Origin of the sequence: Actinoplanes sp. NPDC048967 (assembly GCF_040649415.1) — a bacterium.
GTDB lineage: Bacteria > Actinomycetota > Actinomycetes > Mycobacteriales > Micromonosporaceae > Actinoplanes.
This window is the reverse complement of record NZ_JBEZFL010000003.1, coordinates 646,500-671,750: the sequence shown is the minus strand read 5'-3', so window position 1 is coordinate 671,750 and position 25,251 is coordinate 646,500. Positions and strand designations below refer to the sequence as shown.

Sequence of the window (25,251 nt, the reverse complement as noted above, 5' to 3'; positions counted from 1 at the left end):
GGGCCATGCGGTCGGTGCCGTGGGTGGCCTTGCGCCGGCCGCGGAGGCCAGGCATTCCGCGGCCTTGGCCGATTCCGCAACCGACGATTCCGCGCTGTCCGCGTTGTCCGCGTTGTCCGCGTTGTCCGCGCTGTCCGCGCTGTCCGCGCTGTCCGCGCTGTCCGCGCTGTCCGCGCTGTCCGCGCTGTCCGCGCTGTCCGCGCTGTCCGCGCTGTCCGCGGATTTCGCGCGGTCCGAGGATTTCGCCCATTGTGCGCCCTTCGCGCGGTCCGTGGACTTGGCGGCTGGGCTCGAACGGCGGCCGGAGATCGGGGCCGGACGGAGGAGCTGAGTGGCCCGGGCCTGGACCGGCTGCGGGAGCGCGCCGACATAGCACTGCCGCTGTCCGATGAGCGCGCCGAATACCTCTTCAAGCAGGCGACCGGCGCCACCCTGCGCCGGCTCAGGAACCGCTGACCCGTCAGCGCGTCGCTTCTCGCCAGCTGTCCGCGGTGGCCGGGTCGTAGTAGCGGGTGAACTGGCAACCCCAGGCGATGGCGTCAGCCATGGTCTTGCCGCCCCAACGGTGTTCGCCGCTGACCAGCAGGCGGGTGCCGATCCCGTACGTCGGTGGCCCGTAGCCCATTGTGACCCGGCCACCGAAGGGTGGGGACATGTCGACGGTGACGGTCCGGCCGGAGCCGCCGGTGAACCATTCGTTCACGGTGAAGGTGACGCCCACGTGGGCGAGGACGCTGTCGGGGCGGTCGGAACGGCCCGGTCCGATGGCGGTCACGGTGCCGTCGAAGGTGAACGCGCGGCGGGCCACTTCGCGCGGTGAATAGGAGAAGGCGCAGGAGCCGTTCGCCTCGTCGGGGATTGCGCCGGTCCGCTGGGGAGCCGCCGAGGTGGCCGGCGGGAGTGCGGCGGTGCGTTCGGTCGGCGGCGGGTCGGTCAGGGCGCCCGCGCTGACGACGGCCGCCATGGAGGCGGCCACCAGTGCTCCGGCGCCCCAGGCGATCCGGGAGCGGCGGGCCTGCCGGACCCGTCGGCGTGCCCCGGTGGTGAGGGCGACGGGCTCGGGCGCCCGGTCGGCGTCCTCGGCGAACAGCAGCCGTAGCTCGCGTTCCAGCTGGTCGGTCATGACGTCTCCTTGAGGGCGGCTGCGACGTCACTGCCGCGCAGGGTCGCCAGGGCCCGGGAGGTGGTTGCCCGGACGGCGCTGACGGTCACCCCCATCGCCTCGGCGATGCCGGCGTCGTCCAGGTCGGCGTAGTAGCGCAGGACGAGTGCGGTCCGGGCGCGGGGAGCGAGGGTGGCGAGCACGTGGCGCAGCTGGTCGCGGGCCGCCACCTCGTCGGCGGGGTCGCCCGCGCTCGGTGGCTCCCAGCCGGCCAGGTCGGTCGGCCGCTCGGTCGAGGAACGCCGCCGGTGCCAGCTCAGGTGGGCGTTGACCAGCATCCGCCGCACGTACGCGTCGGGTTCGCGGGCGGCCGCCACCTTGCGCCAGTGCCGGTACGCGTCCGCGAGCGCGGTCTGGGTCAGGTCCTCGGCCCGGTGGGCGTCACCGGTCAGCACGTACGCCAGCCGGAGCAGGGACCGGCCCTGCTCGCTCACGTACTCCTCGAACCCCACCTGTGACCTCCTCGATGCGCCTCACCAGGAGAGACGCATCGAGGCTGCGCATCCGCTGCACGAGCGGCGGGGTGGCTCAGCCGCGGGCGGCGAGGGCCTGCTGGTAGAGCCGGCCGGCACGGTACGACGAGCGGACCAGGGGGCCGCTCATCACGCCCGCGAAGCCGATCTCCTCGGCCTCCGCGTTCAGCTCGACGAACTCCTCCGGCTTCACCCAGCGCTCCACCGGGTGGTGGCGGGGGGTGGGCCGCAGATACTGCGTGATGGTGATCAGCTCGCAGCCGGCCGCGTGCAGGTCGCGCAGGGCCTGGGAGACCTCGGCGCGCTCCTCGCCCATGCCCAGGATCAGGTTGCTCTTGGTGACCAGCCCGGCCGCGCGGGCCTGGGTGATCACGTCGAGGGAGCGCTCGTAGCGGAAGCCGGGGCGGATGCGCTTGAAGATGCGGGGGACCGTCTCGACGTTGTGCGCGAGGACCTCGGGAGCCGCGCCGAAGACCTCGGCGAGCTGGTCGGGCTCCGCGTTGAAGTCGGGGATCAGCAGCTCGACGCCGCAGCCGGGCTGGAGCTTGTGGATCTGGCGGACGGTCTCCGCGTAGAGCCAGGCGCCGCCGTCGGGGAGGTCGTCACGGGCCACACCGGTGACGGTCGCGTACTTCAGGCCCATGGTGGCGACGGACTCGCCCACCCGGCGCGGCTCGTCGGCGTCGAACTCGGCCGGCTTGCCGGTGTCGATCTGGCAGAAGTCGCAGCGGCGGGTGCACTGGTCACCGCCGATGAGGAAGGTCGCCTCGCGGTCCTCCCAACATTCGTAGATGTTGGGGCAGCCGGCCTCCTGGCAGACCGTGTGCAGGCCCTCTTTTTGCACCAGACCACGCATGTGCGTGTATTCCGGGCCCATCTTGGCTTTGACTTTGATCCACGGCGGCTTGCGCTCGATGGGAGTTTCGGCGTTGCGCGCCTCGATGCGCAGCATGCGGCGGCCCTCGGGAGCAATAGTCACAAGGCTGAGGTTACGCCGAAAGCAAGATCAACCGTTGCGGGGGCGGTGAGGCTCACACAGCAGTTTCTGTGAGTGCTCTCACGCCTGCCGGGGAAACCCGGTTTGCCGGTCGTCCGGGCGCTGTTAAGGTCCCGTCCACGGTGACGACGGAACCGAGTAGCGCCCCGATCCCACCGGCCGAGAGAGCCACCACCAGCTGTGAAGGTGGCCCGGTGCCGGGGCGTGAAGACACTCCCGAGCCGCGCACGACAAGAGGCGCCTGAGCAAGGCGTGAAGGTGTGGTGGCACCGCGAGGATCCCGCTCGCCCACACCTCCCTGGGGCCGCGTTGCAGTCACCGAGGAGGTAAAGCCGTGCAACGCATCCTCTCCACCGAACTGGCCCGGCACACCGGCGAGACCGTCACGGTCGCCGGCTGGGTCCACCGCCGCCGGCTGCTCAAGTCGGTGGCGTTCCTGATAATCCGGGACGCCGCCGGGCTCACCCAGGTCGTCGTCACCGAGCCCGGGGTCCGGGCCCTGATCGAGACGCTGGGCGAGGAGTCCGTGATCGAGCTGACCGGCACGGTCACCGCCAACCCGGCCGCGCCGGCGGGAGTCGAGCTCACCGCTCCCGCTCTGCCGCGGATCCTGAACGCTGTGTCCGTACCGTTGCCTTTTGATCTGCACCGGCCCGCACTGACCGCGACCCTGCCCACCCAGCTCGACCATGCCGCTCTGTCGCTGCGGCACCCGGGCCGGGCCGGCGCCCTGCGGATCGCGGCCGCGGCGACCGCGGGCTTCCGGGCCGCGCTGGAGCAGCGGCGCTTCGTCGAGGTCCACACACCCAAGATCGTCGCGTCGGCGACGGAATCCGGGGCGAACGTGTTCGCGCTCGACTATTTCGGCCGGCCCGCCTACCTGGCCCAGTCGCCGCAGTTCTACAAGCAGCTGATGGTCGGGGTGTTCGAGCGGGTCTACGAGGTCGGGCCGGTGTTCCGGGCCGAGCCGCACGACACGGCCCGGCACCTGGCGCAGTACACGTCGCTGGACGCCGAGCTGGGCTTCATCGCCGACCACCGCGACGTGATGGCCGTGCTCACCGAGGTGGTGGCGACGATGACCGCCACGGTGGCCGAGCGGACCGGGGCCGCCGTGCCGAAGGTGCCGGCGGAGATCCCGGCGCTGCACTTCGCGGAGGCATTGCGGATCGCGGGGGCGCCGGCCGACGAGCCGGACCTGGCCCCGGCGCACGAGCGGGCGCTGGGGGAGTGGGCGCTGCGTGAGCACGGGTCGGAGTTCGTCTTCGTGACCGGCTATCCGATGCGCAAGCGGCCGTTCTACACCCATCCGCAGCCGTCCGACCCGGTCTGGTCGAACAGCTTCGACCTGCTGTTCCGCGGGCTCGAGCTGGTCACCGGCGGCCAGCGGCTGCACCGCTGGGCCGACTACGAGGCCGCGCTGGCCGCGCGGGGGGAGCCGGTGGAGGCCTACCGGGGCTACCTCGACGCTTTCCGGTACGGGATGCCACCGCACGGCGGCTTCGCGATCGGCCTGGAACGTTTCGTGGCCCGGCTGACCGGCGCCGCGAACGTCCGCGAGGTCACGGCCTTTCCCCGCGACCTGCACCGGGTCACACCGTGACCAGGCCGGCCGAGCGATCCGGGCCCGGGAAGGGCCGGGGCGAGGTCAGACGAGGACGGCGATCGTCATGCCCGTCACGATGATCAGCGGGACGATCGTCATGCAGATCACGATCCACCAGGCGATCGGGTGGCTGAAGTTCAGCACCACCCCGCCGCCCGGTTTGGGCACGAAGACCCGCTTGTCACGCGGGTCGCGGTAGAGGCTCACAGCAGCGCCGGCAGGTGGCGTTCGACGACCGGCAGCAGGTCGTCGACCGTCACCGGCCGGCCCAGCTCCGCGCTCAGCGACGTCACGCCCGCGTCGCGGATGCCGCACGGCACGAAGCGGTCGAAGTTGCTCAGGTCGCAGTCGCCGTTGATGGCGAAGCCGTGCTGGGTGACCCCGCGGGCCACCCGGATGCCGATCGCGGCGATCTTGCGGTCGGGACCGCGGTCGTCGGCGCGGACCCAGGCGCCGCTGCGGCCCTCGACCCGGTCGGTGGTGACGCCGAACTCGGCGCACACGTCGATGAGCAGCTGCTCGACGCGGCGGACGTAGGCCACCACGTCGATCGGGTCGGCCAGCTTGACGATTGGGTAGCCGACGAGCTGGCCCGGGCCGTGCCAGGTGATCTTGCCGCCGCGGTCGACGTCGACCACCGGGGTGCCGTCCATCGGGCGGTCCATCGGCTCGGTGCGCTTGCCCGCGGTGAAGACGCTGGGGTGCTCGAGCAGCAGGATGGTGTCCGGCTGGGTGCCGGCCACCACGGCGTCGTGCAGCCGGCGCTGGGTCTCCCAGGCCTCGCGGTAGTCGACCAGCCCGGGACGCAGCACCCGCAACGTAGAAGTCGTCACGCGGTCAAGCCTAGTCCGTCAGTTTCCGCGGGCCACCGGGTCGATGCCCGGCCGGATGCGCCACAGCAGGACGCCGCCGACGCGTTCCGGCTCGCCGAACAGGTCGATGGCCGTCATCTCCAGCGCGGCCCGGAACACCGGGCCCTGTGAGCCGGTCACCTGCGGCGCCAGGAACACCGCCTCGACCTTCCAGTAGGCCAGGTCGTTACGGGTCTGCTCGCGGTCGTAGTCGCCGATCGGGACCATCTCGCCGTACAGGGCGGCGCGCAGGAACTTCCAGTCGGTCTGCCGGGGGCTGGCGCCGATCTGCCCGACGCCCTCCGGGCCGCCGGGGCCGAGGAAGTAACCGTCCGGCATCCGGAACTGCTTGCCGCCGCGGGCCATCGTGTACGCCTGCCAGCGCTGCCCGTCCGCGGTGTCGGTGGTCGCGAACGGCAGCGCGGTCAGCACCCCGCCGTCGCTCACGTACTGCTTCCAGAGGCCGTCGGCGATGAACGCGGGCTCGGGTGCGCGGTCGCCGGTCAGCACCGGCATCGGGAACAGCGGCACCAGCGCGATGGCGAAGGCGGCCGCCCACTGCGTGTGCTCGCGTACCGAGGGCATCGGCTCGGTCAGCAGGCGGTCGGCGGTCAGGGCCAGCAGGACGCCGATCACGCAGGCCACCACCAGGGCGAAGCGGCCGGGCAGGGCCGAGTCGAAGAGCGGCAGGTCGAGCAGGGCCGCGTACGGCAGCTTGATCTCGGTGGAGTCCCCGAAGAACTTGAGCTGTGGCCCCAGGGACAGCAGCAGGAAGACGGCACCCACCGCGTAGAGCCCGATGAGGGTCTCGAACCGGCCCGGGCGCGCGTGCCGGCGCAGCGTCACCAGGCACGCCACGGCCAGCACCATCAGCGGCAGGCCGAAGAACGACGTCTCCTCGGTCGGGTTCGGCGCCAGGTCACTGCCCAGCCCCAGCCAGCCGGCCAGCGACCGGGTCGGGTAGCCCAGGTACGCCCCGATGTCCTCGGCGTAGTGGGCCTGGTTGAAACCGGTGCCCTTGAAGGTCTGCGGCCCGGCGAAGTGCATGTACAGCGGGTACGCCAGCAGGATCCCGGCGACGACCGCCGTCACTCCCAGCCCGGCGAGCACGGTCGGCAGCGCGGCGCGGGCCGCGGCCCGGCAGTGCGGCATCAGCGACCGCGTCACCAGGAACACCCCGGTGGCGAGCGCGGTGAAGAACAAACCCTCGGCGGCGATGGAGAAGCCGATCGCCACCAGGACGCCGAGGATCAGGCCGTGGCGCAGCCAGCGGCGCGGCTCGGGCAGCTTGAGCACCCACCACAGCACCAGCGGCGGGATCCAGCCGGCGGTCCAGTTGAGGTGGCCGTTGGCGTGCGAGATGAAGCCGGGCGCGAAGCCGCAGAACAATCCGCCCAGAGCCGCGGCGGCCGCTCGCCGCACCAGATAGCGGCGCAGGAACAGGTACCAGGTGAACGCCGCGGCGGCGAGATTCAGGGTGAGGATCGTCGCGAAGCTGATCTCGGGACCGGCCAGAATGGTCAGCGGCGAGAACAGCACGATGTAGACGGTGATGGAGGTGTTGGCGGCCAGGTTCACGCCGACCGGGGTGTTCATCAGGTCGGTGAAGAACGGGTCCGCGCCGTGGCCCAGGAGGTAGACGCCGTAGCCCAGCAACCACTCGAAGAACGCCTGGTCACCGGCGTTCTTCGCGATGACGTGCCCGGCCGGGTCCCGCCACAGCCCGTTGGTCACCCAGACGGCGAGCGCCAGGGCGACCACGGCGACGATCAGATGCGGGCGCCAGGAACGGCCGCCTCGGCGGGTCGGGGACTCGACCGGCGGATCGGCGGGCTCGGACGGGGCTGCGGCGACGACGGACACCAGGCGCAGGTTAGCAAGATTCGGCGCTACGGCCGGCCCGCCGTACTCGATTCCTGATCCACTGCCGCCCGCAGCGCCGCCTCCAGGGTCGGCTGGGTGAAGGTGAAGCCGGCCTTCTTCAGCACCCCCGGCAGCACCCGCTGACTGCGCAGCGCCTCGTGGGCGAACTCGCCCAGGGCGACCTGGAGGGCGATCCCCGGCACCTGCAGCACCGCGGGCCGGTGCAGCACCTTGGCGAGGACCTGGGTAAATGTGGCGTTGGTGACCGGCTCGGGCCCGACCAGGTTGACCGGGCCGGCCAGCTCGTCGCGCTCGAGCAGGAAGTCGACGGCGCCGAGCCAGTCGGCCAGACCGATCCACGGGACCCACTGCTTGCCGCCGCCGAGCTTGGCGCCGGCGCCCATCCGGAACGGCAACATCTGAGGTTTCAGCAGTCCGCCGTTCTCATCCAGTGGGAGCCCGGTGCGCAGCAGGGCCACCCGGGTGCCGGCGTCCTCGGCGGGACGAGCCGCGGCCTCCCAGACCCGGCACACGTCGGCCAGGAAACCGGTGCCCGCCGGGGCCTCCTCGGTGACCGGGCGGTCGCCGGTGTCGCCGTACCAGCCGACGGCGGACGACTGGAGCAGCACGCGGGGACGGTCGGCGGCCGGCAGGTTCTTGATCGCGTGGGCGATCGTGCCGGCCGTGTCCACCCGGCTGCTGCGGATCAGGCTCTTGTACCGGGCGTTCCAGCGCTTGTCGCCGACGCCGGCGCCGGCCAGGTTGATCACCGCGTCGGCGCCCGCGACCACGGCCTGGTCGAGCTGGCCGGAGGACGGCTTCCAGGTGGCCTCGTCGGCGGCCTGGGCGGGGTGCCGGACGAGCCGGGTGATGTCGTGGCCGGCGGCGCGCAGCCGCTCGGCGAGCCGGGTGCCGAGGAAACCGGACGCGCCGGCCAGGAGAATCCGCATATCTCCATCATTCCCGAAGTTGAACCCGCTCAAAACAAAGAAGGGGCGCCGAAGCGCCCCTTCTTCACGTGCTGTCCCGCGTCAGGCGCTGAGGCCCAGGTCGCCCTCGAACTGACCGGCCTCGAGGCGCTCCTTCATCGTCACCAGGAAGCGGGCGGCGTCGGCGCCGTCCACGATCCGGTGGTCGTAGCTGAGCGCCAGGTAGATCATCGAGCGCGGCACGATCAGCTCACCGAGGTTCGGGTCGTCGACGACCACGGCGCGCTTGACGACCGCGCCGGTGCCGAGGATGCCGACCTGCGGCTGGTTGATGATCGGCGTGTCGAAGAGCGCACCGCGGCTGCCCGTGTTGGTCAGCGTGAAGGTGCCGCCGGAGATCTCATCCGGGCTGATCTTGTTGTTGCGGGTGCGCTCGGCCACGTCGGCGATCCGCTTGGCCAGGCCGGCCAGGTTGAGGTCGCCGGCGTCGCGGATCACCGGGACGATCAGGCCCTTCGGGGTGTCCACCGCGATGCCGAGGTGCTCGCCGTCGTGGTAGGTGACCGTGCCGGCCTCCTGGTCGATGGACGAGTTGACCACCGGGTGCTGGCGCAGCGCCTCGACCGCGGCCAGCGCCAGGAACGGCAGGAAGGTCAGCTTCGCGCCGTTCTTGGCCAGGAAGTCGGCCTTGGCCTTGTTCCGCAGGTTGGCGATCTTGGTGACGTCGACCTCGACGACCGTGGTCAGCTGGGCCGAGATCTGCAGCGACTCCACCATGCGGCGGGCGATCGTCGCGCGGGTGCGGGTCAGCTTCTCGGTGCGGCCCCGCAGCGGGCTCGGCGCGGGCTTCGCGGCGGCCGGAGCCGCGGCCGGTGCGGCCGCGGGCTTGGGCTTGGCGGCCTCGGCCTTCGCGGCAGCCGCCTTGTCGGCAGCCTCGATGACGTCCTGCTTGCGGATCCGGCCGCCGACGCCGGTGCCGGTGATCGACGACAGGTCGACCCCCTTCTCGGCGGCGAGCTTGCGGACCAGCGGGGTCACGTAACCGGCGTCGCCGGCGCCGTTGGCCTTGACCGTCTCGGCGGCCGGGGCGCTGGACTGCGCGGGCGCGGGCGGGGCGGGCTGTCCGGCCTCGACCTCGGGCGACGGGTCGGCGTAGGACTCGCCGGCCGGCTCCGGGGCGGGCTTCGACTCGACCAGCGGCGCGGACTGCTGCTGCGGCGCGGGCTTCGGGGTGTCGGCCTTGGGAGCCTCCGCCTTGGGAGCCTCCGCCTTGGGTGCTTCGGCCTGCTGCGGTGCCGGCGCGGACGGGGCCGGGGCCGCGGCGGGGGCATCGCCCGGGGTGCCGATGATGGCCAGCTCGGCGCCGACGTCGGCGGTCTCGTCCTCGGGGACCTTGATCTCCAGGACCGTGCCGGCCACCGGCGACGGGATCTCCGTGTCGACCTTGTCGGTGGAGACCTCGAGCAGCGGCTCGTCGACCTCGATGGTGTCGCCGACCTGCTTGAGCCAGCGGGTGACCGTGCCCTCGGTGACACTCTCGCCGAGGGCGGGCATCTTGACGGCCGTGCCCTCGGAGCCACCGGCGGGGGCGGCGGTCTGCGGCGCGGGGGCCTCCTCCTCGACCGGCTTCTCGGTCGAGGGGGTGTCGAGCGCGGCGGGCTCGGGCTCCGGCTCGGGCTCCGGCTCCGCCTCGGGCTCGGCCTGCTGGGCGTCCTCGGCCGGGGCCGGGGCGGACGAGCCCGCGTCCTCACCGTCGCCCGCGATGATCGCGAGCTCGCTGCCGACGTCGGCCGTCTCGTCCTCGCCGACGACGATGCGCGAGAGCACCCCGGCGGCCGGCGACGGGATCTCGGTGTCGACCTTGTCGGTGGAGACCTCGAGCAGCGGCTCGTCGGCCTCGACCCGCTCGCCCTCCTGCTTGAGCCAGCGCGTGACGGTGCCCTCGGTGACGCTCTCACCGAGCCGCGGCATGGTGACCGATACCGGCATCTCTCAGAACTCCTTAACCGCTTGGTACGGGAACGAATCAGGCGTGTGCGTGCAGGGGCTTGCCCGCGAGTGCGAGGAATGCCTCGCCGAGCGCCTCGTTCTGCGTCGGGTGGGCGTGCACGAGCTGGGCGACCTCTTCCGGGAAAGCTTCCCAGTTGTAGATCAGCTGCGCCTCCCCGACGAGCTCACCCATGCGCGCGCCGACCATGTGCACGCCGACGACCGGGCCGTCGTTGACCCGGACCAGCTTCACGAAGCCCTGCGTCTTGAGGATCTGGCTCTTGCCGTTGCCGCCGAGGTTGTAGTTGTACGTCGAGACCTGGTCAGCGCCGTACTGCTCCTTGGCGCGCGTCTCGGTCAGGCCGACCGAGGCGATCTCGGGGTCGGAGTAGGTGACCCGGGGGATGCCGTTCTCGTCGATGACCGCCGGGTTCTTGCCGGCGATCTCCTCGGCGACGAAGATGCCCTGCTGGAAGCCGCGGTGCGCGAGCTGCAGGCCGGGCACGATGTCGCCGACCGCGTAGATGTTGCCGACGCCGGTGTGCAGCCGCTCGTTGGTGATCACGAAACCCCGGTCGAGCGTGATGCCCTGCTGCTCGTACCCCAGGTCCTTGGTCGTCGGGCCGCGGCCGACCGCCACCAGCAGGATCTCGGCCTCGACCGTCTCGCCGCCGGCCAGGTACGCCTTGACGCCGTTCTCGGTGTGCTCGACCTTCTCGAACGGCTTGCCGACCTTGAAGTTGATCTTGCGCTTGCGGAACGCCCGCTCGACCGCCTTGGAGATCTCCTCGTCCTCGGCGGCGACCAGCCGGGGCAGTGCCTCCAGGATGGTCACGTCGGCGCCGAAGGACTTCCAGACGCTGGCGAACTCGACGCCGATGACGCCGCCGCCCAGCACGATCGCGGAACTCGGCACGCGGTCGAGCTTGAGGGCGTGCTCACTGGTCAGCACCCGCTTGCCGTCGACCTCGAGGCCGGGCAGCGAGCGCGAGTAGGAGCCGGTCGCCAGGATGACGTTGCGGCCGGTGTAGCGCTGCCCGTCCACCTCGACGGTGTCCTGCGAGACGAGCTTGCCGGCACCCTGGACGAGGGTGATGTTCGGCTGTTTCATCAGGCCCTGCAGGCCCTTGTAGAGCCGGCCGACGACCCCGTCCTTGTAGGCGTTCACGCCGGCCATGTCGATGCCGACCAGGTCGGCCTTGACGCCGAACTGCTCGCTCTCGCGGGTCTGGTCGGCCACCTCGGCCGCGTGCAGCAGCGCCTTGGTCGGGATGCAGCCGCGGTGCAGGCAGGTGCCGCCCAGCTCGGCCTTGTCGATCAGTGCCACCGACAGGTTCAGCTCGGCCGCGCGCAGAGCGGCGGCGTAACCGCCGCTGCCGGCACCGAGGATCACGATGTCGAAGGTTCCGCCAGGCTGGCTCACGTCTACTCCCAGATCGCGTTCGTCTCCCCATGGGTCACATGGTGGAAACGGTCACAGCTGTCCTGGCCATCTTGTCACTTCCCGCAACGATCGATGTAGTCAGGTGCCCAAGGACACCGGGTGAGGACGTACCCTGACCGCAGTCGAACGTGAGGAGCGTGGCGTGGCGTGGTTCCGGCGGCGGAAAGAGCCGTCCCGCGGGGTGGGCCGGACAGCCGATCGTGCCGATTTCGAGCACCTCGCGGAGTTCGTCCGGTCCCGGCGGGGTGTGGAGGGTTTCATCGAGCCGCGGACCACGGTGACCGAGACCACGCTGCTGCTGGTCGCGCACGACGGTGAGTGGACCCGCCGGCGCGTCGACTCCCCGGAGGGCGCCCGGCGCTTCGCCCACCAGCTGGCGATGCCGATCTACGACATCCGGCTGATGGGCTACCCGCAGCGGATGCGCGATTACAACGAGCGCCAGAAGCGCCGCCCGGCCTCTTAGGACCGGACGGCGCCCCGGACAGCTCAGCCGTTGGCCGCGACGTCGTCGACGAGCGCCAGCAGCGTGCGTACCGGCACGCCGGTGCCGCCCTTGGTCCAGTAACCGTTCGGCTCGCCCGTGTGGTACGACGGCCCGGCGATGTCGATGTGCGCCCACTCGACCCCGTCGGCGACGAACTCGCGCAGGAAGACGCCGCCCTGCAGCATGTGCCCGGCCCGGTCCATGCTCGCGTTGACCTGGCTGATGTCGGCGATCTCCGACTCCATGCCCTTGCGCACGTCGTCCGGCAACGGCATCGGCCAGGCCGGCTCGCCGACCGCGTCCCCGGCTGCCTTGACCCGCTCGCAGGTCTCCGGCGAGCCCATCACGCCGGCGATCCGCTTGCCCAGCGCGACCACCTGACCGCCGGTCAGCGTCGAGGTCTCGAAGACGTAGTCGGTGCCGTCGGCGCAGGCCCGGGCGATCGCGTCGGCCAGCACCATCCGGCCCTCGGCGTCGGTGTTGAGCACCTCGACCCGCTTGCCGCTGAACATGGTGATGACGTCGCCCGGCCGGTACGCCGTACCGGACGGCATGTTCTCGGCCATGGCCAGGTAGCCGGTGACCGCGACGGCCGGCTTGAGCGCGGCGACGGCCAGCAGGGCCGCGCCGACCGCGGCGGCGCCGGCCATGTCCGACTTCATCTCCCACATGCCGGCGGTCGGCTTGATGCTGATGCCGCCGGTGTCGAAGGTGATGCCCTTGCCGACCAGCGCGACCCGCTTCGGGTCGGTCACGCCCGCGGGCGTGTAGCTGAGCTTGACCAGGCGCGGCGGCGCCTCGGAACCCTGGCCGACGGCGACGATGCCGCCGTAGCCACCGGCCTTGAGGGCGTCGAAGTCGAGCACCTCCACCTCGAGGCCGGTGCCCTCGGCCGCGGCGACCACGGCGTCGGCGAACTGCGGCGGGCGCAGCTCGTTGGGCGCGGTGTTGACCCAGTCGCGGGTCAGCCGGACGACCTTGGCGACCACCTCGGCCCGGGTCACCTCGGCCGCGGCCGCCGCGTCGGCGGCGTCCGGCACGGTGACCTGCAGGGCCTTGACCGGGTCGCGGCGGGTCGGCTGCGGCTTGGTCTTGTAACCGGCGAACCGGTACGACCCGAGCAGCGCACCCTCGAGGATCGCCCGCAGCACCCCGGGCGCGTCGGTGTCGTCGGGCACCGGCAGCGCCAGCGCGACCGTCCCGCTGCCGGCGAGCGCGCGCACCGCGGCACCCGTGCCCCGGCGCAGCGTCTCGGTGGCGGGCGCGGAGCCGGACGGCTCGTCACCCAGGCCGACGGCGACCACCAGCGGCGCGGCGATGGTGCCCAGCGTGGCCAGCTTGGTCACCTCACCGGGGGCGCCGGTGGCCCCCAGCAGGGCCAGGGTCGAGGTCAGCTTGCCGTCGAACGCGGCGGCGATGCTCTCCGCGCCGGCCGCCGGCAGCAGCGCGCCACCCTCGTCGGGCTGACTGTGCAGCCCGATGACGATCGCATCGACGGCCAGTTCGGCGGGGTCGCTGTCGACCAGGGTGAGAGAGGGGGCGGGGTGGGTCACTCGGGCGCTCCGCGACGATGAGGGGCCGGAGCTCCCTCGTGGGCCGCCCCGGCGGTGTGGTCACCCCGGCGCGGGTCGCGCCGATCGGTGATGGTGTCCCGCCGATGCTAACCACATGCGAGGTCACCGGTAAGTTGCCACTCATGTCGACCGAGGCCGCAGCCCTGCTCCGTTCGCCTTTGCACGAGCGCCACGTCGCGCTCGGAGCCAAGTTCGCCGCCTTCGGCGGCTGGGAGATGCCGCTGGAGTACGCCGGTGGCGGCGTCCTGCGCGAGCACACGTCAGTCCGGGAAGCCGTCGGCGTGTTCGACGTGTCGCACCTGGGCAAGGCCCGGGTCACCGGCCCCGGTGCCGCGGACTTCGTCAACTCGTGCCTCAGCAACGACCTGGGCCGCATCGCGCCGGGCCAGGCGCAGTACACCCTGTGCTGCGACGATGCCACCGGTGGCGTGGTGGACGACCTGATCGCGTACCTGATCGGCCCGGACGAGGTCTTCCTGATCCCGAACGCCGCGAACACGGCCGAGGTGGTCCGCCGGCTCGCCGCCGCCGCACCGGAGGGCATCACGGTCACCGATGAGCACCGCGGCCACGCGGTCCTCGCTGTGCAGGGCCCGCACTCCGCCGAGACGGTCACCAAGCTGGGCCTGCCGACCGGCCACGACTACATGTCGTTCAACCCGGCCCGGATCGACGGCGTCGACCTGATCGTCTGCCGCACCGGCTACACCGGCGAGCACGGCTACGAGCTGGTGGTGCCGTGGGACGACGCGGTCACCGTCTGGGACGCGCTGGTCGAGGCCGGTGTGCGCCCGTGCGGGCTCGGCGCCCGCGACACGCTGCGCACCGAGATGGGCTACCCGCTGCACGGCCAGGAGCTGTCCCTGGAGATCACCCCGGTGCAGGCCCGCTCCGGCTGGGCGGTCGGCTGGTCCAAGCCCGCGTTCTGGGGCCGCGACGCGCTGCTCGCCGAGAAGACAGCAGGACCCCGCCGGCTGCTGCGCGGCCTGGAGCTGACCGGCCGCGGCATCCCGCGGGGTCACATGCAGGTGTACGCGGGGGACGCGCTCGTGGGCGAGGTCACCAGCGGCACGTTCTCGCCGACCAAGAAGATCGGCATCGCGCTGGCCCTGCTCGACACGGCGGCCGGGCTGGCCGAGGGCGACCTGGTCCAGATCGACATCCGGGGCCGCCGGACCGAGGCGAAGATCGTGAAGCCGCCGTTCGTGCAGCCCTCGGTGCGGTGAGCGTCACCTACGACCAGGTGCGCGAATGGGTCCTGGCCCTGCCCGGGTGCGCCGAGGTCTTCGTCGAGAACTGGGGCCACAACACCCTGCGGTACGGCGACAAGATGTTCGCCTCGGGCGGCGGCGAGAGCGGCACCATCTCGGTGAAGGCGTCCCGGGAGGACCAGGCCGAGCTGATCGCCGCGGCCCCGCATGTCTACGCCCCGGCGCCGTACGTGGGCCGCTTCGGCTGGGTCACGGTGGTGCTGGCGTCGGCTGATCCGGACGAGTTGCGGCAGGTCGTGACGGAGGCGTGGCGCCGGACCGCACCGAAGAGGGTCGTCCAGGCGTACGACTCAGCGCACGGCTAGGCCGATCAGCGTCAGCGTGGTGGTCAGCTCGACGGTCGCGCCGATGACGTCACCGGTGATGCCGCCGAACCGGCGTACCGCATGGCGCAGCAGCAGGACCGCCACCAGCAGCGCGCCGGCGACGGCGGCCGGACCCTGCCACGGACGGTCCGGCACCGCCCAGACGGCCCCGGCCGCGACGACGGCCGCGGCCAGGATCACGACCGGCACCGGTACGGTCGCAGCGACCAGCGCACCCAGACCGTCGGGCCGGGCGGAGGGCACGCCGCGACGGCAGGCCAGGGTGACACCGAGACGGCCGGCCGCCCAAGCCGCGACGATGGCCCACGGTGTCAGCTCGGTCAGGGCGGCGGCCTGGATGAGCAGGGTCAGCGCGATGGCCGCGACGCCGAACGGGCCGATGTCGGACTTCTTCATGATGGCGAGAGCGGCGTCGCCACGGCGGTAGGACCCGAGGGCGTCGGCGGTGTCGGCCAGGCCGTCCAGGTGCAGGCCCCGGGTGAGCAGCGCGCTCGCGGCCACGGTGACCGTGGCGGCCAGGAGGCTCTGGCCCAGGAGGACGAATACGGCGGCGAGGAATGCTCCGAGCAGGGCGCCGATCAGCGGGGCGGCGCTCATCGCCACGGCGGCGGTGCGGCGGTCGATGCGGCCGGTGCGGACGGGCAGGACCGTGAGGGTGGTCAGCGCCAGGCGTAGGCCGTCGACCATCGGCAGCCGGCCCACGGCCGGCTCGTCGCGTGGCGGCTCGGCGGGCTGGGGCTCGTCAGGCACTGGCCGGGCCGGGGCCGTGCGGCTCCGGCTCGGTGAAGTCCTGCTCGTCCGGCCCGTCCTCGTCCGCGGTCAGGCCGGCGTCGCCGTGTCCGGCCAGCAGGGCCGGGTGCACCGGCAGTGCGCCCGCCAGCGCGATCGTCGAGCGCAGCAGCGGCAGCACCGCCAGCGCGTTCGCGCCCTCGCCGAGGTCCAGGCCGAGCTGCACGACCGGGGTCAGCCCGAGCACGTCGGCGCCCTGCCGGACCAGCGCGTGGGTGCCCGCGTCGGGCAGCAGGCACCAGTGCCGGGCCTGGCTGGCCAGATCGCGGGCGACCAGCCCGGCCGCGATGCCCAGCGGCCCGTCCAGCAGCACCGGCATCCGCCGGGCGGCCGCGCCGAGCAGCGCGCCGGTCGCGATGGCCAGGTCGGCCCCGCCGAGCTGGGCCAGGATGTCCTTGGCGCCGCGCGGCTCCTGCCGGATGCGGTGCATCGCGTCGCGGACGGCCGCACAGCGGACCATCCAGGCAGCGTCGTCGTAGAAGCCGCCGGGCACCAGCACCCGCGGCAGGATCGCCACCGGTTCGGCGCCGGTGGTCGCGGCCAGCACGGCCGTCGCCGCGGCCTCCGTGCCGACCCCGCAGGAGGCCAGGATGACGGCTTCCCGGCCCGCTTCACCGGCGGCGTCGGCCAGCGCCCAGCCCTGCCGCAGCGCCGCGTCGACCGCCTCGGCGTCCATCACCGGGCCGACCTCCATGGCACCCGACGGGGGTGTGCGGACCACCACGATGTCGGCCTCCGCGGTTGCGGCCAGGCGGGCGAGCGCACCTTCACCGGCTTCGGCCTCGTCGGCCCGGCGGGTGGCGTCCTGCTCGTCGCCGCCGGCCGCCGCGCCGCCGCCGTGCCGGCCGTCGATCAGCAGGACCCGGACCGGGCCCCAGGCGCGCGGGGTCGCGGTGCTCTGGGTGGCCGCGGCGAACTCGACCGCTTCGAGCAGCGTGCCGATGCCCGCCCCGGGCAGGTCGACGCCGGCGAGCCGGTCGCGGGCGTCCGGGCCGGCGTCGCTGTCGGGCAGCGGCAGGTCCATGCCCGCCTCGATGACCGCGCCGCTGGCGACCAGCGGCAGCACCATGGTCGGGGCGTGCAGGGCGCCTTCACCGGCGTTCGCGGTGCGGGCCCGGTGCGCCGCCACGGCCTCCTCGGCTGACAGCGGCTCCGTGCCGGTGCCGAACGCGGCGGCGGTTCCCGGCGCGCCTGCGGCGACAGCCCCGGACGTGTCGGTGGAGGCGGTTCCCTGCGCGCCTGCGGCGACAGTTCCGGGCGTGTCGGTGGAGGCCGTTCCCGGCGCGGCAGCGTGGGCGGTGCCGGCTTCGGGAGCACCGGCGGAAGCCGTCCCGGGCGCGGCAGCGGCAGCTGAGGGGGTGCCGGGCGCGGCAGCGGCAGCTGAGGGGGTGCCGGGCGCGGCGGCGGTGCCAGTCGTGATCACGGGCGTGCCGGCGGCTGGTGTCGCCGCCGTCATCGCGTCGTGCATGGCGACCTCGTCGACCCCCAGCGCCGCCGCGTGGGTCTCCGCGTGCTCGGCCTGCAGGTCGGTGACGATCGCGGGCGCGTCCGGCCCGGTCTTGAGCCAGGTCGGACGGCCGGCCACCACGAACGCGACCCGGTCACAGGCCCCGGCCAGCGCCTGGTTCGCGGTGCCCAGCGCGTCCGCGAACGCCCGGCCGACCGGCGTGGCCGGCACCAGCGACAGCCCCACCTCGGGACTGACCAGCACCAGCCGGGCGGCGCACGTGCGCACCGCCTCGGCCAGGGCCGTCACGGTCGCCAGGTCGTCGTTGGGCTGCTGGGCCGGGTCGAGCAGTGCCGCCACCCAGCCGCCCAGGTCGTCCACGAGCAGCGTGTCGTCCGGCTTGGCCTCGGTGAGCAGGGCCGCCAGCCGGGACGGGTCGGCGCCGGTCTCCTCGGTGGTCCAGGACTGCGGGCGGCGGCGCTGGTGGGTCTCGATCCGGGCGCGCCACTCGGGGTCGTCCTCGCCGCCGACCGCCGTGGCGACATAGCGGACCGACGCGGCGCCGGCGACCAGCGCTTCGGCGAACGCGGACTTGCCGGACCGGATCCCGCCGAGCACCAGGACCGAACTCCACCCGTCAGCAGACATGCCCCGTACTTTAGGGCCGTCCGCCGCGATCATGCGGGGCGACCCGGCTTCGATGGGCCCGGGCGTACCGGGCGTACCGGCGCGCACACCGTAGGGTGGGAACAGGACCACAGATCGACACCTGAGGGAGGCGGCGGGATGCCGTGGAGTTGGCGGTACGAGGGCGTCGACGGACAGCCGGTGGCCGGCCCGACCGAGACGTTCAGCAGCCAGGCCGACGCCGAGTCGTGGATCGGCCAGGCGTGGCGTGAGCTGGCGGCCGCCGGGGTCACCCAGGTCACCCTGGTCGAGGACGACCGGGTGGACTACAAGATGAGTCTGTTGCCGGCCGAGTGAGTCACCAGGTCTCGCGCGGCGCCCCGAAGAGCGCCTTCGTTCCCAGCCCGGTCTTCGTCGGGATCCTGGCGGTCACGGTGGTGGCCGGCTGGATGGCGTGGACCGGCTACGGCAACGTCCGGGTCGACGTGTTCCTGCTGATCGTGTCCGGCTGGGTGCTCTCGCTCTGCCTGCACGAGTACGCACACGCGATCGTCGCGTACTTCGCCGGTGACCGGGGCGTCGCCGACCGGGGCTACCTGCGGCTCAACCCGTTGAAGTACACCCACCCGGTGCTGTCCATCGTGCTGCCGCTGGTCGCGGTGGTACTCGGCGGCATCGGCCTGCCCGGCGGGGCGGTGTGGGTGGACCACGCGCACATCCGCAGCAAGGCCAAGGAGTCGCTGATCAGCGCGGCCGGCCCGGCCACCAACGTGCTGTTCGCGCTGATCCTGGCCGTGCCGTTCCTGTTCGGCGCGGGCGACGACGTCGTGCTGCTCAGCGACGGTTCCGGCGGCTGGACCATCGGCGGCAGCCACGGTGACTTCTGGGTGGCCCTGGCCGCGCTGGCGTTCCTGCAGGTCACGGCGAGCCTGCTGAATCTGCTGCCGGTGCCCGGCCTGGACGGCGGCAACATCGTCCAGCCCTGGCTCAGCCCGCCGTACCAGCGCGCGTACAACCTCTTCGCGCCGTACGGCTTCATTCTGCTTTTTGTGCTGCTCTGGCAGTCGAAGATCAACGTCTGGTTCTTCACGCTGGTGAGCTGGCTCGCCGGGCTCATCGGGGTGCCGGACAGCATGGGCGAGATCGGCCTCGCCTACATGCGTTTCTGGCAGTCGCTCTGAGGCTCGCCCGGCGCCCCCCGCACGGGGACGCCGGGCGACGCGGATCAGGGACGCTTCGCGGGGCTGACCGTCTTGGCCGGGTCCCGCTCGGTGACCGGCGAGAGCACGTCGTCGATCGCCTTCATCAGGTCGCTGTCGAGCTTCACGCCCGACGCCTTGGCGTTGTCGTGGACCTGCTCGGGCCGGGACGCGCCGATGATGGCGGCGGAGACGTTGTCGTTCTGCAGCACCCAGGCCACCGCGAGCTGCGCCAGCGACAGGCCGGCCTGCTCGGCCAGCGGCTTGAGCTGCTGGACCGCGGTCAGCACCTCGTCGCTCATCCAGCGCGAGATGAACTCGGCGCCGGACTTGTCGTCGGTGGCCCGCGAGCCCGCCGGCGGCTGCTTGCCCGGCTCGTACTTGCCGGTCAGCACGCCCTGCGCGATCGGTGAGAAGACCACCTGGCCGATGCCGAGCTCGATCGAGGTGGGCACCACCTCGGCCTCGATGACCCGCCACAGCGCGGAATACTGCGGCTGGTTCGACACGAGCTGGATCTTCAGATCCTGGGCCAGCTCCCAGCCGGCGCGGATCTCCGTCGCGGTCCACTCCGACACCCCGATGTACAGGGCCTTGCCGGAGTGCACGATGTCGGCGAACGCCTGCATCGTCTCCTCGAGCGGCGTCGTGTAGTCGTAGCGGTGCGCCTGGTACAGGTCGACGTAGTCCACCTGGAGGCGGCGCAGCGAGCCGTTGATCGACTCCATGATGTGCTTGCGGGACAGGCTGCGGTCGTTCGGGCCGGGCCCGGTCGGCCAGTAGACCTTGGTGAAGATCTCCAGGCCCTCGCGGCGCTCACCCTTGAGCGCGCGGCCCAGCACCTCCTCCGCGCGGGTGCCGGCGTACACGTCGGCGGTGTCGAACGTGGTGATGCCCACGTCGAGGGCGGCCCGCACGCACGCGGCGGCGGCCTCCTCCTCGACCTGGGAGCCGTGGGTGATCCAGTTGCCGTACGCGATCTCGCTGATGAGTAGGCCGGAACGGCCGAGGTGACGGAACTCCATGCCTGGGACCCTACCGGCCCCTTACAGAACCGGCCGGGTACCGGAGAGCAGCCGCTCTATCTCGTCCACCACATCCGCGGGCCGGTCCCGGCTCACCTCGAGCACCGGCTCACCGTCGCGGTCCAGCGCACCCCACCGCCCGTCCCGGTCGCCGACGATGAACGCCATCGGGTGGATGAGCAGCCGGGCGTGCACCGGAGCCACCCGCAACTGCCCGCTCCGGTCGACCACCCCGAGCCGGTCCCCGGCGTCGATCACGGCCAGCCCGTCGCCGGTGAAACCCTCGACGGGCCCGCCGGCGGTCAGCTCGGTCGCGAACCGCTGATACTTGAGCTGGACAACGACCCGCCCGTGCTGGTCGACGGCCCCCCACCCGCCGCGGCGCACGATGGCCAGCCCGTGCCGGAACGGCCGCACGTCCTCGAACCCGCCGGGCACGATGACCCGGTTGTGCCAGTCGACGGCGAACCAGCCGCCGGCCGGCTCCCGCGAGACCCAGGCCAGCCCGTCGGCGAACCGGCTGACCTGCACGTAACCGCTGGACGGGTCGATGACCAGGGCACCGGTCTCGTCGATCAGCTCCCAGGCGGCGGTGCCGGGGCGGCGTACCCAGGCCACACCCTCGTGGAACGGCTGGGCCTCGGCGTAACGCTCGGGGATGACGACCTCGCCGTTGCTGTCGGCGTACCCCTGCCACCCGGAGTCGTAGTCCAGAGCCGGATGCGGCGGCTCACTGCGCTGCAGAATCTCCTCGCGCGAGCGAGGATACGGCCCCCACCCGGCCTCCCGGACCCGGTCCATGACCGCGTCGAGCGCGGCCTCGGTCCGCGCGACCAGCTCGGGATCCTCGACCCGCCGCAGCTCCAGTGCGGCCTCGAAATGGTTGCAGGCCTCGAGGAACCGGCCCTGCTCGTAACCGGACCTGCCCGCCTGCACGTGCAGCTCGGCCCGGAGCCGGTCGGGCAGCTCGACGGAATTGGCCTCCTCGAACAACCGGTCGGCCTCGGCGAAATCCCCCTGCCACTGCTGCACCTGGGCCAGCCGGGCCTGCGCGAGCGCGACCAGCCGCAGCTCACCGGTCGCCTCGGCATGCCGCAGCGCTTCCCGCGCATCGGCCAGCGCCCAGCCGAGATCACCGAGCACCCGGGACGTGACGGCCCGCAAACCGAGCAGGCCGGCGCGGACGGGGTCACGCTCGGCGTACTCCAGCCGGTCGGTGAGCCGATCCCGCACGGCCAGGAGCGGCTCCGGGTCATCGACGGTCTCCCGCAGGGTGACCGGGTCAACCTTCCAGGGGTACGCGGCCAGAATCTGCTCCGGGTCGGCGCGGCGACGCTCGGGCGCGGGGTCGGGCGGCGCGCTGGGCATTCCGGTACGCGGGGGAGCGGGCTGCCTCGGCCGGGGGCCGGCTTGTGCGTGCCCGGGTTCGGCTGTCCGCGGTTCGGCTGGTTCCGTGGTCGCCGGCTCGGGTTCGACCAGCTCGGCATTCACTGTCTCGGCGTCGGGCGGGCCCGCAGCGGCTGGCTCAGCCTGATCGGACGACGCTTCTTCGTCGACCGGCGGGGTATCCGCCTGGTCGGTCTGGATCGGGTCGGCGTCGCTCGGGGCGGTCTCGACCAGCTCGGCGTCGATCGGCTCGGCGTCGATCGGCTCGGCGTCGACTACCTCGGCGTCGATCGGCTCGGCGTCGATCGGCTCTTCCTGCGCCGGCTGGGCCTCGGCCAGTTCGGCAACGATCGGCTGGGCGCCGGGCGGTTCCGCCTCGACGACCTCTGTTTCGACCAGTTCCGCGTCGACGATGTCCGTGGCGATCGGTTCGGGGTCGGCTGGTTCTGCGTTGGTGACTTCTGGGTCTGTGGGTTCCTCGTCGATCAGTTCGGCGTCGATCGGTTCGGGGTCGGCTGGTTCCGCGGCGGTGACTTCTGGGCCTGCGGGTTCCTCGTCGACCAGCTCCGCGTCGATCGGCTCCGGATTGATTGGCTCTGCGCTGGCCAGTTCCGAGTCGGCCGGCTGGGAGTCGACCTGCTCCGCGGCTTCCGGCTGCGGGTCGGCCGGCTCGATGTCGGCCCACTCCGCGTCGACCGGGTCGGAGACCGCGGGTTCCACGACGACCGGCTGCGGGTCGGCCGGTTCGACGATCGTTGGCTCGGCGTCGGTCGGTTCGACGGCGGTCGGTTCCGCATCGGTCGGTTCGACGGCGGTCGGTTCCGCATCGGTCGGTTCGACGGCGGTCGGTTCCGCTTCGGCCGGTTCGACGGCGGCCGGGACTGCCGCGCTGGGTTCGTCGCCGGCCGAGGCTGGGCCTTCGGCGACGTCTCGCTGCTCCGGCTGCGGATCGTCGGCCTCGACCGCGGCCAACTCCGGCCGGTCGGAGCCGGTGGAATCACGATCGGTGTCGCCGGCCGCCGTGTCGCCGGCCGCCGTGTCGCCGGCCGCCGTGTCGCCGGCCGGCGTGTCGGCGGACGGGGGCTTCTCCGCTGGTGCCTCGTCCTCCGGGGTGACCTCCGCGGACTTCGGCCTGACCATGCGGGTCTCGGTGGTCGGCGAGAACCAGTCCTGCTTGACGGCGGCCCCACTGGTCGGCAGCGAACTGACCGGCGCGGCGCTGACGGGAGCACCGCTGACCGGACCGCTGCTCACCGGGACACCGCTGATCGGGGCGCTGGAGGCGAGGGCAGCGTCGGTCGGGTTGCTGTCGTTCGTCGCGTCGCTGATCTCGTCGTCGGTGGTGTCCGGAGCTTGGATGACGAGGTCGGTCGGATCCGGGACGGCAGGTTCCGGTTCCGGGGTGACCGCGCCGAGGCCGCTCATCGACAGCAGCCAGCCCAGACCGTGCGGCTCTTCCGCGCCGGCTTCCTCTTCGGTAACCGGGCTGGGCTCAGCCGCCACCGGCTCTTGGCTGGTCGCGGTCTCCGCAGCTGCGTCCCGCGCCGGTGCCGCCGCCACGAAGGGTGGGATCGGCCGGGTGACTTCCGGATCGACCGCGGCAGAACCGCCCACGGCAGGCTGAACCGTCGGCCGTGAACCGGTCGACTCAACAGGCGCCGACTGCTGCGGTGCCTCCTCAGGCCGACCGGGAACGCCATAAGGAGGTCGAAGCGCCTGCCGCTCGTCGACCGGTGGGGTGGACACCGGCGCCGGCGAAGGCGTCGGGCCGTGCCGTGGCTGAGGCTGGTAAGGCTGGGTCGGCGGAGCCGGACGATAGTGCGCGGGCTGGGCGGACGTGGGCCGGACAGCGGGCGGCGCCGGCTGCTGCCCAGCGGCCGGAGTCGCCTCCACGGGCGGCGCAGCGTAGGCGGCACCCGCCCAAGCTTCCGGCACCGACCGGCCTTGCTGCCCAGACCGCCCATCCTGAACCGGCCGCCCATCCTGAACCGGCGGCGCGGGCGGCGCGGGCGGCGTGGACTGAGCGGGCGGCGTGGACTGAGCGGGCGGCGCGAACTGCGCGGGCGGCGCAGGTGGCACCGAGTGCATGGGCGGCGCGGACTGCACGGGTGGTGCAGGTGGCGCCGAGTGCATGGGCGGCGCGGACTGCACGGGTGGTGCAGGTGGCGCCGAGTGCACGGGTGGCGCGGAATGCGCAGGTGGCGCCGAGCGCGCGGGCGGCACGGGCTGCGCAGGTGGCGCCGAGCGCACGGGTGGCGCCGAGTCCACGGGCGGCGCCGAGCGCACGGGCGGCGCGGAATGTATGGGAGGAGCCGGGGATGCGGGATGCACGGGCGGTGTAGCGAACCCTGCGGGCACTGAAGGCCCCGGCATCGCCGACGGCGCGGACTGCGCGGGCGGCGCCGACCGCACCGGCGGCACGGCATGCCCAGGCGGCGTCGCGTAGGCCGCGGGCGCGGACGGTCCCGGCATCGCCGATGGCGCGGACTGAGCGGGCGGCGCGGACTGAGCGGGCGGCGCGGAATGCACGGGCGGCCCCGCATAAGCGCCAGGCGCGGCAGAGGTCGGCGTGGCAGACGGCGGCGCATAGGCAGCCGGCCGAGCCACAGGCGGCGCCGACCGCTGAGCCTCCGGCGGCGGCACAGCCCGCATCGGTGCCGGGAAGCGCGGATCCGTAGGCGGCTCCGCACTGTGAGCAGCACGCCGACCCGCGGGCGGCGCCGACCGAGGCGTCACCGACCGCGATTCACCCTGCTCACCGCGAGGTCCCAGCGGCGTGGCCGGCCGCGGATCAACCGGCGAAGCCCAGGTCGGATCGGGCGCTACCGGCCGCGGAGCCGGATAGGGCGCCACCGGCGTAGTAGCACCCGGCCCCTGATAAGGCGGCGTGTCGTGACTCACGGGCCGCGCCGGTTGGCCGTAGATCTGGTCGTCTCCCGGGCGGGCGGCCGGTTCCTGGGCGGCGGGCCGCGACGGCGACTGCGAGGCCGGACCGATCCGGTACGGAACGTAAGCATCCCCGTTCGGCCGCGCCTCGGGCCCCGAACGTTGCGCCGGGCGGCCTTGCCGACCGTCCTGCGGGGCGGCGGGACGACGCGGTTCCACCGGCCGCTGTTCACGCTCGGCTCGCGCACCGGCCGACCGCGAGTCGTAAGACCGGCCGTCCGCCGCGAACCTGTTGTCCGCGGCCTGCTGGCCCCCCGGATACCGCGAGTCCTGGAACCGCGGATCCACCCGGCGGGAATCTGGGGAGGGCGGGGACTGGCGAGGGTCCGGTGAACCCGGCCGGGCCGGAGCCTGTCGCCCGTCCTGCGCAGCCGGCCGGCCCGCCGGGTACGCACCCCCCTGAGCCTGCCCCGCGGATCGCCGTTCCTGCTCCGGCAGCCGCTCCGGCAACGGCACCGGCCTGTTCCACGACGGTCCCTGCTGCGGCGGTGGCGCCGCTCCCGCCACGTACGGTGTCCGGCCCGCCGGTGCGGCGTACCCCTGCTGCTCCTCCGGCCCGGTCCACGACGGCGGCGGCTGCGGTGGACGGCCGACCGTCGCGCGGCCGGCCGCCGGTGACACCGGGCGGGCCGTCGACGGGCCGCCGGACGACGGCGCCGGTGGGCCGGAGGCCTGGGCGATCGCCCGGAAGTCGGCGTCCCAGGCCGAGGCCGCTTCCGCTGCTCGGGAGGCGTCGTAGACGGGGTGGTGCACGGCCCGGCGGCGGCCCGGGTCGCCCGGGTAGCGCTGGCCGGGCAGGGGTTCCCATTCCCAGGTGATCTCGTACACCCAGGCGGGTTCGTCGTCCCAGCGGTCCGCGC

The 25,251-nt window shown here is 73.0% G+C and carries 21 protein-coding genes; 7 read left to right on the top strand and 14 right to left on the bottom strand.

Going from position 1 to position 25,251, the window contains the following annotated elements; translation table 11 throughout:
- Positions 1-64 precede the first annotated feature (64 nt).
- Entirely contained in the window at positions 65-331 is a 267-nt protein-coding gene (locus AB0C12_RS15690; protein WP_360548282.1) for a hypothetical protein, read from the top strand.
- 129 nt (positions 332-460) lie between these two features.
- On the opposite strand, the gene AB0C12_RS15685 is transcribed toward AB0C12_RS15690, so the two are convergent.
- The 3 genes from AB0C12_RS15685 to lipA all read right to left on the bottom strand — a co-directional run bounded on the left by AB0C12_RS15685 (position 461) and on the right by lipA (position 2,587).
- A complete protein-coding gene (locus AB0C12_RS15685; RefSeq protein ID WP_360548280.1) occupies positions 461-1,123 on the bottom strand; it encodes a hypothetical protein in 663 nt (220 codons plus the stop codon).
- Positions 1,120-1,614: a SigE family RNA polymerase sigma factor gene (locus AB0C12_RS15680; RefSeq protein WP_360548278.1), complete on the bottom strand. Its 495-nt coding sequence runs from the start codon at positions 1,612-1,614 to the stop codon at positions 1,120-1,122. The genes AB0C12_RS15685 and AB0C12_RS15680 overlap by 4 nt, the downstream gene beginning before the upstream one ends.
- 76 nt (positions 1,615-1,690) lie before the next feature.
- Positions 1,691-2,587 carry a lipoyl synthase gene (gene lipA, locus AB0C12_RS15675; RefSeq protein ID WP_212990404.1) on the bottom strand — a complete coding sequence of 299 codons (897 nt, stop codon included), beginning with the start codon at positions 2,585-2,587 and terminating at the stop codon, positions 1,691-1,693.
- 379 nt (positions 2,588-2,966) lie between these two features.
- On the opposite strand from lipA, the gene aspS reads away from it, so the two are divergent.
- Positions 2,967-4,235, top strand: coding sequence for an aspartate--tRNA(Asn) ligase (gene aspS, locus AB0C12_RS15670; RefSeq protein WP_360548276.1), 1,269 nt, complete (start codon positions 2,967-2,969; stop codon positions 4,233-4,235).
- Positions 4,236-4,280: 45 nt separating this feature from the next.
- On the opposite strand, the gene AB0C12_RS15665 is transcribed toward aspS, so the two are convergent.
- The 6 genes from AB0C12_RS15665 to lpdA form a co-directional block, all read right to left on the bottom strand.
- Complete coding sequence (locus AB0C12_RS15665; protein ID WP_360548274.1) at positions 4,281-4,445, bottom strand: peptide ABC transporter substrate-binding protein; 165 nt, start codon at positions 4,443-4,445, stop codon at positions 4,281-4,283.
- Positions 4,442-5,071 (bottom strand): lipoyl(octanoyl) transferase LipB, encoded by a 630-nt coding sequence (lipB, locus tag AB0C12_RS15660; RefSeq protein WP_360548272.1) that lies wholly within the window; start codon positions 5,069-5,071, stop codon positions 4,442-4,444. Before lipB ends, AB0C12_RS15665 begins: the two co-directional genes overlap by 4 nt.
- An 18-nt stretch (positions 5,072-5,089) precedes the next feature.
- On the bottom strand, positions 5,090-6,862 hold the full coding sequence (locus AB0C12_RS15655; protein ID WP_360549036.1) for a DUF2079 domain-containing protein: 1,773 nt from the start codon (positions 6,860-6,862) through the stop codon (positions 5,090-5,092).
- A gap of 116 nt (positions 6,863-6,978) precedes the next feature.
- The gene (locus tag AB0C12_RS15650) at positions 6,979-7,902 is read right to left on the bottom strand and encodes a TIGR01777 family oxidoreductase (protein ID WP_360548270.1); all 924 of its coding nucleotides are present in this window, start codon (positions 7,900-7,902) and stop codon (positions 6,979-6,981) included.
- 81 nt (positions 7,903-7,983) lie between these two features.
- Entirely contained in the window at positions 7,984-9,870 is a 1,887-nt protein-coding gene (gene sucB, locus AB0C12_RS15645) for a 2-oxoglutarate dehydrogenase, E2 component, dihydrolipoamide succinyltransferase (protein WP_360548268.1), read from the bottom strand.
- Between the two features lie 37 nt (positions 9,871-9,907).
- Complete coding sequence (lpdA, locus tag AB0C12_RS15640) at positions 9,908-11,293, bottom strand: dihydrolipoyl dehydrogenase (protein WP_360548266.1); 1,386 nt, start codon at positions 11,291-11,293, stop codon at positions 9,908-9,910.
- 202 nt (positions 11,294-11,495) lie between these two features.
- On the opposite strand from lpdA, the gene AB0C12_RS15635 reads away from it, so the two are divergent.
- A complete protein-coding gene (locus tag AB0C12_RS15635) occupies positions 11,496-11,780 on the top strand; it encodes a hypothetical protein (RefSeq protein ID WP_360549034.1) in 285 nt (94 codons plus the stop codon).
- A gap of 23 nt (positions 11,781-11,803) precedes the next feature.
- Here the strand turns inward: AB0C12_RS15635 and AB0C12_RS15630 are convergent, their stop codons facing one another.
- On the bottom strand, positions 11,804-13,354 hold the full coding sequence (locus AB0C12_RS15630) for a leucyl aminopeptidase (protein WP_360548264.1): 1,551 nt from the start codon (positions 13,352-13,354) through the stop codon (positions 11,804-11,806).
- Positions 13,355-13,497: 143 nt separating this feature from the next.
- Between AB0C12_RS15630 and gcvT the strand changes: the two genes are divergently transcribed.
- Entirely contained in the window at positions 13,498-14,601 is a 1,104-nt protein-coding gene (gcvT, locus tag AB0C12_RS15625; protein ID WP_360548262.1) for a glycine cleavage system aminomethyltransferase GcvT, read from the top strand.
- On the top strand, positions 14,598-14,951 hold the full coding sequence (locus AB0C12_RS15620; RefSeq protein WP_360548260.1) for an MmcQ/YjbR family DNA-binding protein: 354 nt from the start codon (positions 14,598-14,600) through the stop codon (positions 14,949-14,951). Before gcvT ends, AB0C12_RS15620 begins: the two co-directional genes overlap by 4 nt.
- Here AB0C12_RS15620 and cobS read toward each other — a convergent pair.
- Both cobS and AB0C12_RS15610 read right to left on the bottom strand, forming a co-directional pair.
- Positions 14,937-15,659, bottom strand: a complete 723-nt coding sequence (cobS, locus tag AB0C12_RS15615; protein ID WP_360549032.1) for an adenosylcobinamide-GDP ribazoletransferase — start codon at positions 15,657-15,659, stop codon at positions 14,937-14,939. The two genes, AB0C12_RS15620 and cobS, sit on opposite strands and share 15 nt — an antisense overlap.
- Positions 15,660-15,714: 55 nt before the next feature.
- Entirely contained in the window at positions 15,715-17,856 is a 2,142-nt protein-coding gene (locus AB0C12_RS15610; protein ID WP_360548258.1) for a bifunctional adenosylcobinamide kinase/adenosylcobinamide-phosphate guanylyltransferase, read from the bottom strand.
- Between the two features lie 138 nt (positions 17,857-17,994).
- On the opposite strand from AB0C12_RS15610, the gene AB0C12_RS15605 reads away from it, so the two are divergent.
- Positions 17,995-18,192, top strand: coding sequence for a hypothetical protein (locus AB0C12_RS15605; protein WP_023359740.1), 198 nt, complete (start codon positions 17,995-17,997; stop codon positions 18,190-18,192).
- Complete coding sequence (locus AB0C12_RS15600; protein WP_360548256.1) at positions 18,189-19,016, top strand: site-2 protease family protein; 828 nt, start codon at positions 18,189-18,191, stop codon at positions 19,014-19,016. Before AB0C12_RS15605 ends, AB0C12_RS15600 begins: the two co-directional genes overlap by 4 nt.
- A gap of 44 nt (positions 19,017-19,060) precedes the next feature.
- On the opposite strand, the gene AB0C12_RS15595 is transcribed toward AB0C12_RS15600, so the two are convergent.
- Both AB0C12_RS15595 and AB0C12_RS15590 read right to left on the bottom strand, forming a co-directional pair.
- Positions 19,061-20,059: an aldo/keto reductase family protein gene (locus tag AB0C12_RS15595; RefSeq protein WP_360548254.1), complete on the bottom strand. Its 999-nt coding sequence runs from the start codon at positions 20,057-20,059 to the stop codon at positions 19,061-19,063.
- A gap of 21 nt (positions 20,060-20,080) precedes the next feature.
- Positions 20,081-23,059, bottom strand: coding sequence for a WG repeat-containing protein (locus AB0C12_RS15590; RefSeq protein ID WP_360548252.1), 2,979 nt, complete (start codon positions 23,057-23,059; stop codon positions 20,081-20,083).
- Positions 23,060-25,251 lie beyond the last annotated feature (2,192 nt).

Bases quoted from the DNA above. Each gene is read 5' to 3' on its own strand.
- AB0C12_RS15685 (WP_360548280.1), bottom strand. From the start codon at position 1,123: ATGACCGACCAGCTGGAACGCGAGCTACGGCTGCTGTTCGCCGAGGAC.
- lipA (WP_212990404.1), bottom strand. From the start codon at position 2,587: ATGCTGCGCATCGAGGCGCGCAACGCCGAAACTCCCATCGAGCGCAAG.
- AB0C12_RS15595 (WP_360548254.1), bottom strand. From the start codon at position 20,059: ATGGAGTTCCGTCACCTCGGCCGTTCCGGCCTACTCATCAGCGAGATC.
- AB0C12_RS15650 (WP_360548270.1), bottom strand. From the start codon at position 7,902: ATGCGGATTCTCCTGGCCGGCGCGTCCGGTTTCCTCGGCACCCGGCTC.
- AB0C12_RS15610 (WP_360548258.1), bottom strand. From the start codon at position 17,856: ATGTCTGCTGACGGGTGGAGTTCGGTCCTGGTGCTCGGCGGGATCCGG.
- gcvT (WP_360548262.1), top strand. From the start codon at position 13,498: ATGTCGACCGAGGCCGCAGCCCTGCTCCGTTCGCCTTTGCACGAGCGC.
- sucB (WP_360548268.1), bottom strand. From the start codon at position 9,870: ATGCCGGTATCGGTCACCATGCCGCGGCTCGGTGAGAGCGTCACCGAG.
- AB0C12_RS15605 (WP_023359740.1), top strand. From the start codon at position 17,995: ATGCCGTGGAGTTGGCGGTACGAGGGCGTCGACGGACAGCCGGTGGCC.
- cobS (WP_360549032.1), bottom strand. From the start codon at position 15,659: ATGGTCGACGGCCTACGCCTGGCGCTGACCACCCTCACGGTCCTGCCC.